This is a genomic window from Mycobacterium sp. (assembly GCF_035499775.1).
In the GTDB taxonomy this organism is placed as follows: Bacteria; Actinomycetota; Actinomycetes; order Mycobacteriales; family Mycobacteriaceae; genus Mycobacterium.
The window spans coordinates 1-16,212 of sequence record NZ_DATJYB010000443.1; the positions used below are offsets into that span (position 1 = coordinate 1).

Annotated in this window: 14 protein-coding genes; 10 read left to right on the top strand and 4 right to left on the bottom strand. The window is 64.7% G+C overall.

Annotated features, from left to right (window positions below):
* Positions 1-17: 17 nt before the first annotated feature.
* Positions 18-950 (bottom strand): cysteine synthase A, encoded by a 933-nt coding sequence (gene cysK, locus VML93_RS27290; protein ID WP_325615377.1) that lies wholly within the window; start codon positions 948-950, stop codon positions 18-20.
* A gap of 29 nt (positions 951-979) precedes the next feature.
* Positions 980-2,233: a TQXA domain-containing protein gene (locus tag VML93_RS27295; RefSeq protein ID WP_325615378.1), complete on the bottom strand. Its 1,254-nt coding sequence runs from the start codon at positions 2,231-2,233 to the stop codon at positions 980-982.
* Positions 2,234-2,564: 331 nt separating this feature from the next.
* On the opposite strand from VML93_RS27295, the gene VML93_RS27300 reads away from it, so the two are divergent.
* Both VML93_RS27300 and VML93_RS27305 read left to right on the top strand, forming a co-directional pair.
* Complete coding sequence (locus VML93_RS27300; protein WP_325615379.1) at positions 2,565-3,488, top strand: family 2A encapsulin nanocompartment shell protein; 924 nt, start codon at positions 2,565-2,567, stop codon at positions 3,486-3,488.
* Positions 3,475-5,358 carry a family 2A encapsulin nanocompartment cargo protein cysteine desulfurase gene (locus VML93_RS27305; protein ID WP_325615380.1) on the top strand — a complete coding sequence of 628 codons (1,884 nt, stop codon included), beginning with the start codon at positions 3,475-3,477 and terminating at the stop codon, positions 5,356-5,358. Before VML93_RS27300 ends, VML93_RS27305 begins: the two co-directional genes overlap by 14 nt.
* Position 5,359: 1 nt before the next feature.
* Here the strand turns inward: VML93_RS27305 and VML93_RS27310 are convergent, their stop codons facing one another.
* Both VML93_RS27310 and VML93_RS27315 read right to left on the bottom strand, forming a co-directional pair.
* A complete protein-coding gene (locus VML93_RS27310) occupies positions 5,360-6,481 on the bottom strand; it encodes a YeiH family protein (protein WP_325615381.1) in 1,122 nt (373 codons plus the stop codon).
* A complete protein-coding gene (locus tag VML93_RS27315; RefSeq protein WP_325615382.1) occupies positions 6,475-6,633 on the bottom strand; it encodes a hypothetical protein in 159 nt (52 codons plus the stop codon). Before VML93_RS27315 ends, VML93_RS27310 begins: the two co-directional genes overlap by 7 nt.
* 479 nt (positions 6,634-7,112) lie before the next feature.
* On the opposite strand from VML93_RS27315, the gene VML93_RS27320 reads away from it, so the two are divergent.
* From VML93_RS27320 to VML93_RS27355, 8 genes are all read left to right on the top strand, one after another.
* On the top strand, positions 7,113-7,880 hold the full coding sequence (locus VML93_RS27320) for an ABC transporter permease (protein WP_325615383.1): 768 nt from the start codon (positions 7,113-7,115) through the stop codon (positions 7,878-7,880).
* A gap of 59 nt (positions 7,881-7,939) precedes the next feature.
* Complete coding sequence (locus tag VML93_RS27325; protein WP_325615412.1) at positions 7,940-8,737, top strand: ABC transporter permease; 798 nt, start codon at positions 7,940-7,942, stop codon at positions 8,735-8,737.
* 94 nt (positions 8,738-8,831) lie between these two features.
* Positions 8,832-10,016, top strand: coding sequence for an MCE family protein (locus VML93_RS27330; RefSeq protein WP_325615413.1), 1,185 nt, complete (start codon positions 8,832-8,834; stop codon positions 10,014-10,016).
* Positions 10,013-11,044 (top strand): MCE family protein, encoded by a 1,032-nt coding sequence (locus VML93_RS27335; RefSeq protein ID WP_325615384.1) that lies wholly within the window; start codon positions 10,013-10,015, stop codon positions 11,042-11,044. Before VML93_RS27330 ends, VML93_RS27335 begins: the two co-directional genes overlap by 4 nt.
* On the top strand, positions 11,041-12,243 hold the full coding sequence (locus VML93_RS27340; RefSeq protein ID WP_325615385.1) for an MCE family protein: 1,203 nt from the start codon (positions 11,041-11,043) through the stop codon (positions 12,241-12,243). The genes VML93_RS27335 and VML93_RS27340 overlap by 4 nt, the downstream gene beginning before the upstream one ends.
* Positions 12,244-12,245: 2 nt before the next feature.
* Positions 12,246-13,604, top strand: coding sequence for an MCE family protein (locus VML93_RS27345; RefSeq protein WP_414686459.1), 1,359 nt, complete (start codon positions 12,246-12,248; stop codon positions 13,602-13,604).
* Positions 13,601-14,722 carry an MCE family protein gene (locus tag VML93_RS27350; protein ID WP_325615387.1) on the top strand — a complete coding sequence of 374 codons (1,122 nt, stop codon included), beginning with the start codon at positions 13,601-13,603 and terminating at the stop codon, positions 14,720-14,722. The genes VML93_RS27345 and VML93_RS27350 overlap by 4 nt, the downstream gene beginning before the upstream one ends.
* Positions 14,723-16,192 (top strand): MlaD family protein, encoded by a 1,470-nt coding sequence (locus VML93_RS27355; RefSeq protein ID WP_325615388.1) that lies wholly within the window; start codon positions 14,723-14,725, stop codon positions 16,190-16,192. It begins immediately after the preceding gene.
* Positions 16,193-16,212: the final 20 nt, after the last annotated feature.

Genomic DNA, 16,212 nt, shown 5'->3' on the forward strand with positions numbered 1-16,212 from the left:
TATTGCTGCCAGCATGGTTAGTCGCTCAGGTTGGAGAACAGCACGGTGCTCAGGTATCGCTCGCCGAAGCTGGGGAGCACGACGACGATGAGCTTGCCGGCGTTCTCCGGACGGCGTGCCACCTCTAGAGCGGCCGATACGGCAGCGCCCGAGGAGATGCCGACCAGCAGCCCCTCCTCCTTGGCCAGGCGCCGGGCCAGGTCGATCGCGTCGTCGTTTTCGACGGCGATGATCTCGTCGACCAGGCCCAGGTCCAGCACCGGAGGGATGAACCCGGCGCCGATGCCCTGGATCGGGTGGGGTCCCTTCTGGCCGCCGGACAGTACCGGAGACGCTGCCGGTTCCACGGCGATGAATTGCGCCGATGGCTTCCGTTCCTTGATGACCTGCGCGACGCCGGTGATGGTGCCCCCGGTGCCGACTCCGGACACGAAGAAGTCGATCTTGCCGTCGGTATCGCGCCAAACCTCCTCCGCGGTGGTGACGGCGTGCACGGCCGGGTTCGCCGGATTCTCGAATTGCTGTGGTATGAAATACCGTTCGTCGGTCTTGGCGAGTTCTTCGGCTTTGGCGATGGCGCCCGTCATGCCCTCAGGGCCCGGGGTGAGTACCAGTTCGGCGCCGTACGCGCGCAGCAGCATGCGGCGTTCGATGCTCATCGTTTCCGGCATCGTCAGCACGCACTTGTAGCCGCGCGCGGCCGCCACCATCGCCAGTGCAATGCCGGTGTTGCCACTGGTCGGCTCGAGGATGATGGTGTCCGGCTTGATCAGGCCGGCCCGCTCGGCGGCGTCGATCATCGCCACCCCGATACGATCCTTCACGCTGCCGGCCGGATTGAAGGATTCGAGCTTGGCGACGACGTCGGCCACGGCACCGTCGGTGACCCGGCGCAGCCGGACCAGCGGCGTGTTGCCGATCAGTTGGGTGATGTTGTCAGCAATGGTCATGTGGGATCCTCGATGATCTCGGTACAGGCTCAGTCGGACTGCCAGGTGATGTCGAATTCGATGGCCACTTCGGTCGGCACCGTCAGGGCGACAGGTGTCAGTCGATGCGGCTCCCCTTCGAACGCCACTCCGGTCAGCACTCCTCCGGTCAGGTCATGCGGTGCTGTTGCAGTCATTGTCATTGCCGATGTGCCCGGTGCCGGATGTAGGTAAAAGTCCGTACCCGGTTCAACCACCGTATCGATTCTCACGCCGTCGGTGTCGACCAAGTGTCCTTCCGTGACGCTGAGCGTCAATGGGGTCGGCACTTGAAACGGTCCTATGAGTTCGGCTTCGGCGGTTGCATGAGTATCTATCAGCCGGGGTGCCTCGACATCGGCCAGGGCATTGTGTGCCCCCGCGAGTAGGTAGTTGTAGAGGTGCACCACTCGGTCGGCATTGCGGAAGTGACGGGTACCGGTCAGCCAGAAGTGGACATGGCCGATCGTCAGGTTGGCCGCGTCCGATGTGGCGATCAGGCGGTAGTAGCGGTAGCCGCGCCCGCCGCGACTATGGCTGCTGGCAGACAGAGTGCTGCCGACGCCCAGCGTGCGTTGGTACCGGTCGTTGCCCGCAGCGGCGGTCAGCTGCGATCCTGAGATATCGTGCCAGACAAGGCCATTGGCGGACTTTTGTAGCTTCAGTCCCACTGCGGCGTCGGACGACACGCACACCGAATAGCCGCCCAGTTGCGGTTCGCCGTCGAATTCGAACGTGATGGCCGGACCGGGCGAACGGCGCACTGCGGCAGGCACATTCAGCGCCCGGTTGTCCAGCGTCAAACCATTGGTGAAATACCAGATTGCGGCTTGGGCGCCGGCGATCGCTTCGTGTTCGGTGATGTGGGCCGGCCCCAGCGGATATCCGGCTTGGCGTAGCTGTTCGCTCAGTTGCGCGGTCGTGCGCATCGGGAAGGAATGGCGCAGGATCCAGTCCACCTCGGCTTCGCCGCCGCGGGCGTGCAGGTGCGGCAGTGCCGACCAGGTGGTCAGGCGGTAGCGCGACGGGTGGTGCGGGGCGATGCCGGTGAAGTCCAGCGAGTAGGCGTGCAGATTGGGGTTCAGCCTGATCAGGTCGGTGCGCGCGCTGGTGCCGTCGGTGAACACGATCCTGTCGACGGTGTGTGAGTAGGTGCCGCCGCGGTAGCGCGTCATCTGGGTGAGTTCGCTGGCTGGCCTGACGACGGTGCGTCGGCGGGTTGCCACCTGCGCGAACGCGCGGTCTCGTATGGACAACACGGTCATGGTTGTTGGTCTTCCTGAAAGAATGTGGCGAGTGCGCGTCCGGGTTCGCACCGGGCGGACTGGCAGTACCGCCCCTGAGCGGGCGAAGCGCGGCGATTTCGAGCAGGTCAGGAAATCAACAACAACAGCAACAACAACATTCCACGGCGAGGCAGCGCGAACGGACAAAGCGCACCTGTACGGCCTGTTGCATAGGCCCACTATAGGGCATGACGTCGTGAGCACCGTTCCGATTGATTCGGCGCACGCCTCATTTAAACCTTCGCGCGGGATCTAAGCTTGCGTAGGCTCGGCGCGCGCAGGCACTCCTGTTGGATACGGAAGGACCACGATGACATCACCTCAAACTGAGTCTCAGGCCCTCGGCGATCTCGCTGCCCGGCAGCTTGCCAACGCGACGAAGACCGTTCCGCAGCTTTCGACGATCACACCGCGCTGGTTGTTGCATCTGCTCAGCTGGGTGCCGGTGGAAGCCGGTATCTACCGGGTGAACCGCGTGGTCAACCCCGAGCAGGTCGCGGTCAAAGCCGAAGCCGGTGCCGGCACCGACGAGCCGCTGCCCGAGACCTACGTCGACTACGAAACCAGCCCGCGCGAATACACGCTGCGCACCATCTCGACGCTGCTGGATATCCACACCCGGGTCTCGGACCTGTACTCGAGTCCGCACGACCAGATCGCCCAGCAGCTGCGGCTGACCATCGAGACGATCAAGGAGCGCCAGGAGTTCGAGCTGGTCAACAGCCCCGAATACGGTCTGCTGGCGCAGGCGACTCCCGAGCAGACCATCCAGACGCTGGCCGGTGCTCCAACCCCCGACGACCTGGACGCGCTGATCACAAAGGTGTGGAAGACGCCGAGCTTCTTCCTGACCCACCCGCAGGGCATCGCCGCGTTCGGGCGCGAGGCCACTTACCGCGGCGTGCCGCCCCCCGTCGTGAGCCTGTTCGGTGCCCAGTTCATCACCTGGCGCGGGATTCCGCTGATCCCGTCGGACAAGGTTCCGGTCGAGGACGGTAAGACCAAGTTCATCCTGGTGCGCACCGGCGAGGAACGTCAGGGCGTGGTGGGCCTGTTCCAGCCCGGCCTGGTCGGCGAGCAGGCGCCGGGATTGTCGGTGCGGTTCACCGGCATCAACCAGTCGGCCATCGCGACCTACCTGGTCACCCTGTACACCTCCCTGGCCGTCCTCACCGACGACGCCCTCGCCGTACTCGACGACGTCGCTGTGGACCAGTTCCATGAGTACAAGTGAGTACCGCTCGGTAGACGCCGAAAGCGAACTGCCCGTCAGCGCCGCCGAGCTCGCGGCGCTGGCCACGCAGCTGTATGCGGCCAGCATCCGGCCGGGGCCCGATTCGCCGCCCCAGGCGGCGGCGGTCGCCCCACGCGGGAACGTGCCGGACACGACAGCGCTGACGTCAGCCGGCCGGACTGCCGTCGGCACATCAGACCCACTGCCGGCCCCGGTGCCGTTGATCGGCGCCTCGGACACCTACGTCCCGGCACCCACATCGCCCGGACCCGAAGCGGTCCCGCCGCAGGCGGCGCCGGTAGCACCGCGCGGAAATGTGCCGGACTCGACGGCGGCGCCGTCGGCCGCCTGGACGACCGCCGGTGTGGCAGATCCTTACCTGCCCCCCGATATCGCCGATCTGAGCGCGTTCGCGGTACCGACCGAGGGCATCGTGCCGACCATCCCGGGTGTGCTGGCCGGGGCGACGCCCACCGTCCCCGTCGCGCCACGGGGCTCGTCCCCTTCGTGGCTGCCCGAGGCGCCGGTCGTGCCCGACCTGGGCTGGTCTGCCGCGCCGCCGGCGGCCCCGGTCGGCGACGAGGCCAGCTACCACTTCCTCACCCCATCCGATCCGATACCCCAATTGCCAGACGAGCACGAGGTATTCGACGTCAACGCGGTGCGCGCGGACTTTCCGATCCTGAAGGAGACGGTCAACGGGAAGCCGCTGATCTGGTTCGACAACGCCGCGACCACCCAGAAGCCGCAGGTGGTGATTGACCGGCTGTCGTACTTTTATGCGCACGAGAACTCCAACATCCACCGCGCGGCGCACGAGTTGGCCGCGCGGGCCACCGATGCCTACGAAGAGGCCCGCGAGACCGTGCGGCGCTTCATCGGTGCTCCCAAGGCCGAACAGAACATCTTCGTGCGCGGCACCACCGAGGCCATCAACCTGGTGGCCTACGCGTGGGGCGGCAAGCATCTGGGGCCCGGTGACGAGATTGTCATCACCCACCTCGAGCACCACGCCAATATCGTGCCCTGGCAACTGGTTTCGCAGCTGACCGGCGCGGTCCTGAAGGTTGCGCCGGTGGACGAAGCGGGCAACCTGTTGATGTCGGAATTCGAGGACTTGCTGGGCCCCAAGACCAAACTTGTTGCGGCTACTCAGGTTTCCAACGCGCTCGGAACAGTGACGCCGGTCGAGAAGATCGTCGAGCTGGGCCATCGGTACGGTGCGCGGGTACTGATCGACGGCGCCCAGTCGATTCCGCATCTGCCAATTGATGTCTCGACGCTTGGTGTTGATTTCTTCGCGTTCTCGGGCCACAAGATCTACGGCCCCACCGGGATTGGCGTGCTCTACGGAAGCGAAGAGGCGCTGGCCGAGACGCCGCCCTGGCAGGGTGGCGGCAACATGATTGCCGACGTCACGCTGGAGCGTTCGCTGTATCAGGGGCTGCCCAATAAGTTCGAGGCGGGCACCGGCAACATCGCCGACGCCGTCGGGCTCGGCGAGGCGTTGCGCTACGTCGAACGGGTCGGCATCGAGCGTATTTCGGCGTACGAGCATGCGTTGCTGGAGTATGCGACTCCGCGCCTGGCCGACATCCCCGGTGTTCGTCTGGTGGGCACGGCTGACGAGAAGGCCAGCGTGCTGTCCTTCGTGCTGGCCGGACACGAGCCGCTCGAGGTTGGCAAGGCGCTCAACGCCGAAGGCATCGCGGTGCGCGCCGGCCATCACTGCGCCCAGCCGATCCTGCGTCGCTACGGTCTGGAGGCCACGGTTCGCCCGTCATTCGCGTTCTACAACACGTGCGAGGAGATCGACGTCTTCCTGCGGGCGGTGCGCCGGATCGCCGAGGGCGGCGCCAACGTCGGGTGAATTAGCTCACACCCCAATGTAATACGTGCGTGGTGAGCAGCACTATGCCCAGCGAAACCGTCGCGACGACGACCAGTCCGATGATCGCGACCACCAGCGGGCGCCATCCGGTGCGGGCGATCTGGCGGATGTCGGTGGTGAGCCCGACGCCGGCAAAGGTAAGCAGGAAAGCCCATTTCGACACGTTGGCCAGATTTGTGGTCTGCCCCTTGCTCAACCAGTGGGCCGTCGCGATCGCCGAGACGGCCAGGAAGCCCAGCACGAAATTGGGGAACTTCTGCCACACGAATGCGGCCTTGGCCTTGGCGCCGGGGGCGACTTCGTCGGCTTCCCCGCGCGAGGCCCAGTACAGCGCGAAACCCAGCACGACGAACCCGATCAACGCGTTGCGCGTCGACTTCACCAGCACCGCGATCTTGCCGGCATGATCGGAGAACAGGTAGCCGGTGGCGGTGGTTTCGGCGGTGTTGTCCACCGAAAGACCGGCCCACAGGCCGAATTCGTAATCGGTGAGCCCGATCGCGTGCCCAAGCGGCGGCAACGCGAACAGTGCGACCGCGCCCAGTGCCAGGATCGCGGCGATCGCGTAGCTGACGTCGGTGTTGCGCGCCCGGATCGCGCCCTTGGCGGCCACGATGGCCGACACACCGCAGATCGAGGTGCCGATCGCCAGCAGCGAGCCCAATTTGCCGGATAGCCCGAATGCGCGGGCAACGAGGATGATTGTGGTTCCCGCGATCGTCATATCCACCAGAATCTGGACCAGGCTGGTGGCGCCCAGTTTGACGATGTCACCCAGGACGAAACGTGAGCCCAGCGCGACGATCCCGACTTTGAGCCAGAACTGGTAGGTCAGCACCCCAGGGCGAAACACCCGATGCAGACCAATGGTGTTGGTGATGAGCAGCCCGATCAGGATGGCCCACAGCACATATTCGACATCGGGAACTCGCCAGTGTTCGTGTCGGGCAAGGGAATTCCACCAGATCTGGGCGTACTTTCCCAGCACGCCAACGACGACCAGCAGCAGGATGCCCGGCGCATACTCGATGGGCCGGGTGCTGGTGAAAGCGGTTTCGGCCGCTGCTTCGTCGGCTTCGATCGTGCTCACGCCGATCACCAAGGAATCCGCGGGAGCAGGTCGGCGACGGCAAGCGCGGCGATCAGACCGCCCAGCAGCGTCGCCCACGAGTCCTCACCGACCCGCGCCAGCCAACTCGACGGCTGCGCTGTTTCCGATTCGCGACCGCCCGGCGTCGGCGCGTTTTCAACCATGACTCGACCGCTCCTCTTGCAATCTGGCGACCCTCGGCGAGGTCACGCTCGGCTACCGAAATCGTTGCCTGTTCGACAAACTGGACCAAGTGATTAGATCCCCCTGAATCTAGATCGCTGTGCCTCGAGCGGGAAAGTTCAACCCGAGGTAAATCGCAAATGACGCCATTTCGTTCAGGCTGGACAAAAATCTTGCGGCGGCCTCGATTTCCCCTGTTAGATACCGTGCTCGGGTGGCTGTCATCGACCGAGTGCCACCGGTGTGAGCTGGACGGATGTTGCCGTGCGGCTAGATTTGTTCTGGGTGATCGCAACCCTGACGCCGGGCAGTGTCATGGCCGTAAACTGCGCATCCTATTAGGCGCACCAGGCAGCGAGGCAGGCGGAAATAGGCCAATAAATTAAAGGCGCGTTACACATATTACGAAAATGGGGGCCCGGATGAGTCATATGGGCAGCCGGCGGGCTGAGCGGAACGTATGAACGGCACGGCCATCGCCAAGCCCATGAACGCGCTGGGCCAATTCTTCGTGCTCAGCGTTGAAGCATTGGTGGTGATGGTGCGACGCCCCTGGGCGTGGCGCGAGATCCTTGAGCAAATTTGGTTCGTGGCCCGGGTCTCGATTTTCCCGACCATCATGCTGTCGATCCCCTACACGGTGCTCATCGTCTTCGTCCTCAACATTCTGCTCGTCGAGATCGGAGCCGGAGATCTGTCCGGCGCCGGTGCGGCCTTGGCGTCGGTGACGCAGGTGGGACCGGTGGTGACGGCAATGGCCGTCGCGGGCGCCGGCTCCACCGCGATGTGCGCCGACTTGGGCGCGCGCACCATCCGTGAGGAAATCGACGCGATGAAGGTGATCGGCGTCAATCCGGTTCAGGCCCTGGTGGTTCCGCGCATCATTGCCGCCACCTTCGTCGCACTGCTGCTCTACTCGGTGGTCGCGGTGACCGGATTGACCGGCAGCTACATCTTCGTGGTCTTCGTCCAGCACGTCACGCCCGGTGCCTTCATCGCCGGCATGACACTGGTCACCGGACTACCGCAGGTAGTGATTTCCCTGATCAAGGCGACCCTTTTCGGGTTGTCAGCCGGACTGATCGCCTGCTACAAGGGCCTGTCGGTGGGCGGCGGACCCACCGGCGTCGGAAACGCCGTGAACGAGACCGTGGTGTTCTCGTTCATGGCGTTGTTCTTCATCAACATCGTGGTCACTGCGCTCGGAGTGAAGGTGACCGCGAAATGACCGAGGCGACAAGCGACGCAGTCAGCGAGCCCCCGTGGCTCAACACCCTGGGTCCCAGGATGGTGGCCGCCACTCGCAGGCTGGGCGAACAGACCGCGTTCTTTGCGCAATCTCTGGCCTCCACCGGCGACGCGATACGGCGTTACCCGGGAGAACTGCTGCGGCTGATCGCCGAGATGGGCATGGGCGCAGGCGCACTGGCGGTGATCGGGGGCACCGTCGGCATCATCGGCTTTTTGACCCTGACCACCGGCGCCCTGGTCGCGGTCCAGGGCTACGACACCTTGTCCAACATCGGCGTCGAGGCGCTGACCGGTTTTCTGTCGGCGTTTTTCAACGTCCGCATGATCGCGCCCTGCACGGCCGGGGTGGCCTTGGCCGCCACCATCGGTGCCGGCACCACGGCTCAGCTGGGTGCGATGCGGATCAACGAGGAGATCGACGCCCTCGAGGTGATGGGCATCCGCTCGATCACCTATCTGGCGTCGACACGCATCATCGCCGGCATATTGGTCGTCATCCCGCTCTACGCCGTCGCCGTGCTCATGTCGTTCTTCGCGGCCAAGTTCGGCACGATCTACATCTACGGACAGTCGCGCGGCGTGTACGAGCACTATTTCTCGACCTTCTTGCGTCCCACCGACTTGTTGTGGTCGTTTTTGGCGGCGCTGACGATGGCAACGGGTGTGATGGTCGTGCACACCTACTACGGATTCACGGCGACCGGCGGGCCCGCGGGAGTGGGGGAGGCGGTCGGTCGTTCGGTGCGGTCGTCGATGATCGTCACAGCCTTTGTGTGTCTGATGATTTCGTTGTCCATCTACGGGCAGTCCGGCAACTTCAACCTGTCGGGGTGACCGGTTGACCCACGCAAGCGACAAGGCCGCCGGGGCCTTCCGGACCAACAAACCCCGCCGGGGAAAGATCGACCCGATCTGGTGGGCGCCCACAATGTTCGTCGTGGTCGCGGCCCTGATCGCGCTGACCGCTGCGTCGTTCTCCGGCACCTTCCGCAGTTACATCCCGCTCATGTTGGTGTCGGACCGGGCCGGACTGGTAATGGAAACCGGCGCCAAGGTGAAACTACGCGGCGTGCAGGTGGGCCAGGTGGCGTCGATCGGCACTGATGTGAAGTCGGCTCAGCTGCAGCTGAAGATGGACCCGGGACCGTTCAAATATCTGCCGGGCAACGTCGAGGCCGAGATCAAGTCGACGACGGCGTTCGGGTCCAAGTACGTCGACCTGATCGTGCCTGACCATCCCAGCACCGCGGCCTTGAAGCCCGGCTCGGTGCTGCACTCCCGCAACGTCACCGTGGAAGTGAACACGGTTTTCGAGAACCTGCAGTCGGTGGTCGCAGCCATCGACCCGGCGAAGCTCAACGCGATTCTGTCGGCGTTCTCGCAGGCGCTGCGCGGTAAGGGCGAGCGGCTCGGCCAGGCGATCACTGACGCAAACGGCGTACTGCTGGCCGTGAACCCCCGGATGTCGACGATCGGGCGGGACTGGCGGCTATTCGGTAAGACCGCGGCGGCGTATTCCGATGCGGCACAGGACATCCTGTCGATTCTCGACTCGGCGGTCACGCCCAGCGCGACCATCACCGCCAACCAGCAGGCGCTCGACACTCTGCTGTTGTCAGCGGTCGGCTTCAGCCAGGCCGGCATCAGCGTCATCGGCAACAACGAATCCAATATCGTGCGATCCGTCAACCTGCTCGAACCGACCACGGCGCTGCTGCGCACGTATTCGCCGACCTACACCTGCCTGTTCCAGGGTGCGCAGTGGTTTCTGGATCACGGCGGTCGAGACGCGTTCGGCGGCAACGGCTACTCGGTGATCCTGGATGCCGCCCTACTGTTCGGCGACGACCCGTACCGATTCCCTCGCCACCTGCCCAAGGTCAATGCCACCGGCGGGCCGGGGGGCAGGCCGAGCTGCGGATCGCTGCCCGACCCCAGCGCGAACTACCCGGTGCGTCAGCTGGTGACCGACACCGGTTGGGGGACTGAGCCGAACGAGATCCGCACCAATCTGGCGACCGGAAACCCTTGGTGGTCAAACTACTTCCCGACCACGAAGAATCCGCCCGGGCCGCCGCGTTACTTCTGGCGCGGGGGGCAGCCGCCGCCATGAGACGAAGAAGACTGTCCGCCGTCATCGCTCGTGTCGCGCTGTTCACGGCGGTCTGCCTGTTGTTCACGTTCACGCTCATCGCGGTATTCGGGCAGCTGCGGTTCGAGGACCGCACCGGCTACCACGCCTTGTTCACCAACATCTCCGGTCTGAAGTCGGGCAACTTTGTCCGTATCGCCGGGGTCGAGGTCGGCAAGGTCGGCGAGCTGACGTTGCATCGGGACGGCACGGTCACCGTCGACTTCGCGATCGACAAGGGCCTACGCCTCAGCGAGGGCATCAAGGCCGCCGTGCGCTACGAAAACCTGATCGGTGACCGCTATCTCGCGCTGGAAGAGGGCGCCGGGCCCCCGCGCCGGCTGGCGCCGGGCAGCACGATTCCGCTGGCGCGGACATCACCCGCGCTGGATATCGATGCGCTGATCGGAGGCTTCCGGCCACTGTTCCGGGCTCTGGATCCCGACCAGGTCAACGCCCTGTCCGGTGAATTGCTGCGGATCTTTCAGGGCCAGGGCGGCACCATCGCCTCGGTGCTGGCGCAGACCTCGACCCTGACCACGACCCTGGCCGGGCGCAGCGAGCTGATCGGCCAGCTGATCACCAACCTGAACACCGTGCTGCACACCTTCGCCACCCGCGACCACGAGTTCTCCGACGGCTTGGACAAACTCGCTGCGCTCGCGGAAGGCCTGGCGCAGCGTAAGACCGACATCTCCAACGGGCTGGCCTATATCAACGCGGCAGCCGGATCGGTCGCCGATCTGCTGTCCCAGGCGCGCCAGCCGGTCAAGGACGTGGTGCGTGAAACCGACCGCGTGTCCGGCCAAGTGCTGGCCGACCGCGAATATGTCGACAACCTGCTCAAGACGCTCCCCGACATATATCAGGTGCTGGCCAGGCAGGGCATGAACGGCGACTATTTCGGCTTCTACTTCTGCGACGTATTGCTCAAACTCAATGGCAGGGGCGGCAACCCGATCTACGTCAAAATGCTGAGCCAGCCCAGCGGGCGGTGCACGCCGCAATGACTCGATTCAAGATAGCGAAGCGAATCAACATCAAACCGCTGAGCCAGCGCAACCCGGTCATGGTGGGGTTGGCAGGTCTCGCGATCGTAGTCGCGGTGGTCGTCGCCGCCTTCGAGTACGACAAACTGCCATTCGTCACCGACACCAACGATTATTCGGCCTACTTCGCAGAAGCCGGTGGCATCAAAACCGGTAGCACGGTGCGGGTTTCCGGTATGGGTGTGGGTAGGGTCTCCGACGTCCGCCTGGACGGCACCAAGGTCCGGGTGGGCTTCACCGCCCGCAAGAACGTCGAGTTGGGCGACCGCACCGAGGCGGCAATCAAGACCGAGACGGTGCTGGGCGCCAAGATGCTTGAGCTCACTCCGCGGGGCGAGGGCCGGTTGACGGGCACCATTCCGTTGGAACGTACCCGGTCGCCGTACGACCTACCCGATGCGCTGGGTGACCTGACTACCACGATCAGTGGCCTGGATACCACCCAATTGTCCTCGGCGCTAACCACGTTGGCTAAGACCTTCAAGGAAACACCCCCGGATCTGCGACCCGCGCTAGAGGGTGTGGCCCGGTTCTCGGATACCCTCAACGGTCGCGACGAGCAGCTGCGCAGCCTGCTGGCGAATGCCAACAAGGTCTCGGGGGTGCTGGGCCGGCGCAGTCAGCAGATCGCCGGACTGGTGGCGAACTCCAACGCGCTGCTGGCCGCGCTGCTGGACGAACGAGATTCGATCGACGCGCTGATGAACAACCTCACCGCGGTTTCGCATCAGATCTCGGGACTGGTCAACGACAACCGAACTCAACTCAAGCCCGCGCTGGACAAGCTCAACGGTGTGCTCGAAATCCTGGACAACCGCAAGCAGGAATTGCAGGCAACGCTGCCCAAGTTCAAGCGCTATGCGATGTCGTTCGGCGAATCACTGGGTTCCGGGCCGTTTTTCAAGGCCTACGTGGCCAACTTGATTCCTGGCCAGATAGGCGGGCCGGTCGTTGACGCGGACATGTACGACCGGTTCTTGAATCCCGATGCCAAGTTGCCATCCGAGGCGGTGGACCCACCGACCGGATCTCCGCCCGTACCACCGCAGAACGCTCCGGTGCCGCTGTGGTCGCAACCGCCCTCACCCGCGCCCCCGCCGCCGCTTCGTTGGACCACCGGCCGGCTTGCGCCTCCGCCTCCCGATAGCGGGGGAGGGTGAGCATGAAACGGAACAACATTCGGATTGTGCTCGGCATCATCCTGGCAGCCACGTTGACGATCTCGTCGCTGATGGCGGTCCCGCGGCTGTGGAAAGACGTTGAACGGTATACCTATTCGGCCTATTTCACCGAATCCAACGGCCTGTTCGTCGGCGACGAGATCCGGATCCTCGGCGTCGGGGTCGGGTCGGTGGACAAGATCGAGCCGCAGCCCGGCGCAACCTTGGTGACCTTCTCCGTCGACAAGCAATACTCCATTCCGGCCGACGCCCGCGCCGCAATTCTGTCGCCGTCCCTGGTGACCTCGCGAGCCATCCAACTTGTCCCGGTTTACTCCGGCGGACCGAAATTGACTCCCGGGGCCTCCATCCCGCTGAGCCGCACCGCCGTGCCCGTCGAATGGGACGACTTCCGCAAGCAGCTGGAAAACCTCAGCGAAACGTTGCGGCCGACGACTCCGGGCGGCGTGAACACGCTCGGCGAATTCATCAACTCGACCGCCGATAACCTGCGGGGCACCGGAGACACCGCTCGCGACACCGTGATCAAGTTGTCCAAAGCGATTTCGGCGCTCGGTGATCACGCCGACGACATCTTCAGCACCGTGCGCAATCTGCAACTGCTGGTGTCGGCGCTGTACTCCAGTAGCGATCTGCTGGCCTCTTTCAACCAGAACTTGGCGAGCGTGACCACGGTGCTGTCGAACACGCCCAATGAAATCGCGAATGCATTGCAGGGCCTGGATGCCGCGTTGGCAGACCTGCGCGGCTTTGTCGCGGAGAACCGGGAAGCGCTGGGTGTCACGCTCGACCGGCTGAGTTCCGTCACCACAGCCCTCAACGACAGCCGGGGCGATATCAAGCAGATCCTGCATATTGCCCCGACGGTGTTCCAGAACTTCATGAACATCTACCAGCCGGCGCAGAGCGCGATGACCGGCATCTTGGCTTTGAACAACTTCGCCGACATTCCGCAGTGGATCTGCAGCGCAATCGAATCGGCCTCCCGTGCGCGCTTGGACCGGGTCTCGAAACTGTGCCTGCAGTATGTCAATCCGGTCATCAAGAACCGCATCTACAACTACATCCCGGTCGGCATCAACCCGTTCGTCGGCCCGCAAGCCCGGCCGAGCGAGATCACCTACAGCGAAGACCGGCTGCGTCCGGGCTATGTCCCGCCGGAGGGCCCGGCACCGGGCCCGCCGCCGGCTCCGGTGCCGGCCGGGCAGCCGATGCCTGCCGAGGCCCCACCGCCTGGCGAACCGCCCGCTGAGGCCCCGGCGCCCGCGGAGCCGCCGCCCGGCACTACCAGCCCGGGGCGGGTATTGCAGGATCTGATGCTGCCGGTGGGTGCGTCATGAGGCGCGCGATGGCCGCCGCGCTCTTCGTCGCGTGCATCGCCGCTCTCGCGGGATGTGAATGGCGCGGGTTGAATTCGTTTCGCCTGCCCGGCACCGCGGGTGGGGGTCCGGGCTCCTACACGATCCAGGCGCAGATGCCCGACGTGGTGACCATCCAGGAAAACACCCGGGTTCGGGTCAACGACGTGAACGTCGGCAATGTCACCAAGATCGAGGTGCAGGATTGGCACGCGCTGGTCACCATGCGCATCAACGGCGATGTCCGCCTGCCCGCCAACTCGACCGCTAAGCTCGGGCAGACCAGCCTGCTCGGCTCGATGCACATCGAACTCGCACCGCCGAAGGACGAGACCCCGGTCGGCGAACTCCGAAATGGATCGATCATCCCGCTGTCGCGCGCCAGCATGTATCCGACCACCGAGCAGACGCTTGCCTCGGTGTCGATCCTGCTCAACGGCGGCGGACTCGGCCAGCTGCAGGAGATCAACCAGGCGATAGCCAAGGCGTTCGCCGGCCGCGAAACCGACATGCGTAGTCTGCTCGGCCAATTGGACCAATTCATCGCCGGCACCAACGCCCAGACAGACGACATCATTGCCGCCGCCGAGAATCTCAATAACCTGGCCGGTCAGGTTGCCGCCAAGGATCCCGTTGTGGACAAGGCGCTGACGACGGTGCCCAAGGCGCTGGCGGTACTGGCGGAGCAGCGCACCAAGATCGCCGATGCGATCGATCAGCTGGGCAAGTTCAGCGCGATCGCGGCGGACACCATCCACCAGTCCAAGGAATCGCTGGTGGCCAACCTGCGCAACATCGCGCCGGTGCTGCGGTCTTTGGCCGATGCCGGCCCGGCACTGACCAAGGGTCTGGACATGTTGCTGACCTATCCGTGGCCGGCGTCTACCGCCAGGAATTGGTTTCGCGGTGACTACGCGAACCTCACGCTGATCGTCGATCTGACGTTGAGCCGCATAGACACCGGGATCTTCACGGGCTCGCGCTGGGAAGGCAACCTCACCCGGCTCGAACTGCAGTGGGGTCGCACCATCGGCATGCAACCCAGCCCGGCGACCGCCGGCAACCCGCTGACCTTTCCGTACCACAACGGGGGGTACTGAATGCTTCGGCTACATCGCAAGACCTGGATCCAGTTGGCGATCCTCACTTTGGTGACGATGTTGTCTTGTGGTGCAATGGCATTCAACTTCATGAAGCTCCCCGCGACATTGTTCGGAATCGGGGAGTACCACGTGACGGTCGACTTGCCGGAGTCGGGCGGGCTGTACCAGACCTCGGTGGTCACCTATCGCGGCACGGATGTCGGACAGGTCAAGTCGATCGACGTGACCGCCGCCGCAGTGCGTGCGGTGCTGGCAATGAAATCCCGCACCCCGGTGCCCGCAGACGTGCAGGCATCGGTGCACCGCCGCTCGGCGATCGGCGAGCAATACATCGAGCTGACTCCTCGGCCCGGGACGGGCGGCGAACATTCGCGGCCGCTGCGCGACGGCGACCTGATCCCGGTGGGGCACGTCGACGTGCCGGTGGACATCGGACACCTGCTCGACGTGACCAACCGTGCGCTGCGGGCGATTCCGCGTGACAACTTGCGCACGGTGATCGACGAGTCCAACCGGGCCGTCGGCGGGCTCGGGCCCGAGCTGTCCCGGATCGTGGACGGGTCGGCGGCGCTGGCGATCGCGGGAGGCCGGACCATCGACCCGCTTGCCAACTTGATCGACCAGTCCCCTCCAGTGCTGAGCTCTCAGGTGCAGACCTCGGATGCCATTGCCACGTGGGCGAATCGAACCGCAGCCATCATGGCGCAGTTCAAGGCGCAGGACGCTGCGCTGCGGGACCTGCTCACCCAGGGCGCGGCGGGCCTGCAGGAAGGGCACCGGTTGTTCGACCGGGTGGCGCCCGCATTGCCGGTGCTGTTGGCCAACATGGTGAGCCTGGGTGACATCGCTGTCGTCTACCGCCACGACATCGAGCAACTGTTGGTGCTATTTCCGCAGGGCATCGCGGCGATGTCGGCGATCATCGTGCCGAACTCCGGCACCAAGCAGTCCTACCGCGGCGCATATCTGGACTTCAACCTCAACCTCAACCTGCCGCCCCCCTGCACCACCGGCTACTTGCCGCCCAAGCAGCGCCGCTCGCCGGCCAGCGTGGATGCCCCGGACCGGCCGGCGGCCGACATGTACTGCCGGCTGCCCCAAGACTCCGAGCTCAATGTCCGTGGAGCGCGCAATATTCCATGTGAAACCAAGCCGTGGAAGCGCGCCCCCACCGTCGAACTGTGTGAGAGCGACCAAGATTATGTGCCGCTCAACGACGGATACAACTGGAAGGGCGACCCGAACGCCACGTACACCGGCCAGGGCGTCCCGCAATATCCGCCCGGCGCCGACCCGCGCCTACCACCCCCGCGGGGTACCGCACCGTTGCCTCCGCCGCTCGCGGTCACCACGTACGACCCCGCGACCGGCGACTACATAGCGCCCGACGGGCACCGCTACACCGAGTCCGACCTGGCGCACCCGCGGGCCAAGAATTGGCAGCAACTTCTGGTGCCGCCACCGTAAGCCTGCGAAAGCCTCTGCCA

Bases quoted from the DNA above. Each gene is read 5' to 3' on its own strand.
- cysK (WP_325615377.1), bottom strand. From the start codon at position 950: ATGACCATTGCTGACAACATCACCCAACTGATCGGCAACACGCCGCTG.
- VML93_RS27295 (WP_325615378.1), bottom strand. From the start codon at position 2,233: ATGACCGTGTTGTCCATACGAGACCGCGCGTTCGCGCAGGTGGCAACC.
- VML93_RS27300 (WP_325615379.1), top strand. From the start codon at position 2,565: ATGACATCACCTCAAACTGAGTCTCAGGCCCTCGGCGATCTCGCTGCC.
- VML93_RS27305 (WP_325615380.1), top strand. From the start codon at position 3,475: ATGAGTACAAGTGAGTACCGCTCGGTAGACGCCGAAAGCGAACTGCCC.
- VML93_RS27315 (WP_325615382.1), bottom strand. From the start codon at position 6,633: ATGGTTGAAAACGCGCCGACGCCGGGCGGTCGCGAATCGGAAACAGCG.
- VML93_RS27320 (WP_325615383.1), top strand. From the start codon at position 7,113: ATGAACGGCACGGCCATCGCCAAGCCCATGAACGCGCTGGGCCAATTC.
- VML93_RS27325 (WP_325615412.1), top strand. From the start codon at position 7,940: ATGGTGGCCGCCACTCGCAGGCTGGGCGAACAGACCGCGTTCTTTGCG.
- VML93_RS27330 (WP_325615413.1), top strand. From the start codon at position 8,832: ATGTTCGTCGTGGTCGCGGCCCTGATCGCGCTGACCGCTGCGTCGTTC.
- VML93_RS27335 (WP_325615384.1), top strand. From the start codon at position 10,013: ATGAGACGAAGAAGACTGTCCGCCGTCATCGCTCGTGTCGCGCTGTTC.
- VML93_RS27340 (WP_325615385.1), top strand. From the start codon at position 11,041: ATGACTCGATTCAAGATAGCGAAGCGAATCAACATCAAACCGCTGAGC.
- VML93_RS27345 (WP_414686459.1), top strand. From the start codon at position 12,246: ATGAAACGGAACAACATTCGGATTGTGCTCGGCATCATCCTGGCAGCC.
- VML93_RS27350 (WP_325615387.1), top strand. From the start codon at position 13,601: ATGAGGCGCGCGATGGCCGCCGCGCTCTTCGTCGCGTGCATCGCCGCT.
- VML93_RS27355 (WP_325615388.1), top strand. From the start codon at position 14,723: ATGCTTCGGCTACATCGCAAGACCTGGATCCAGTTGGCGATCCTCACT.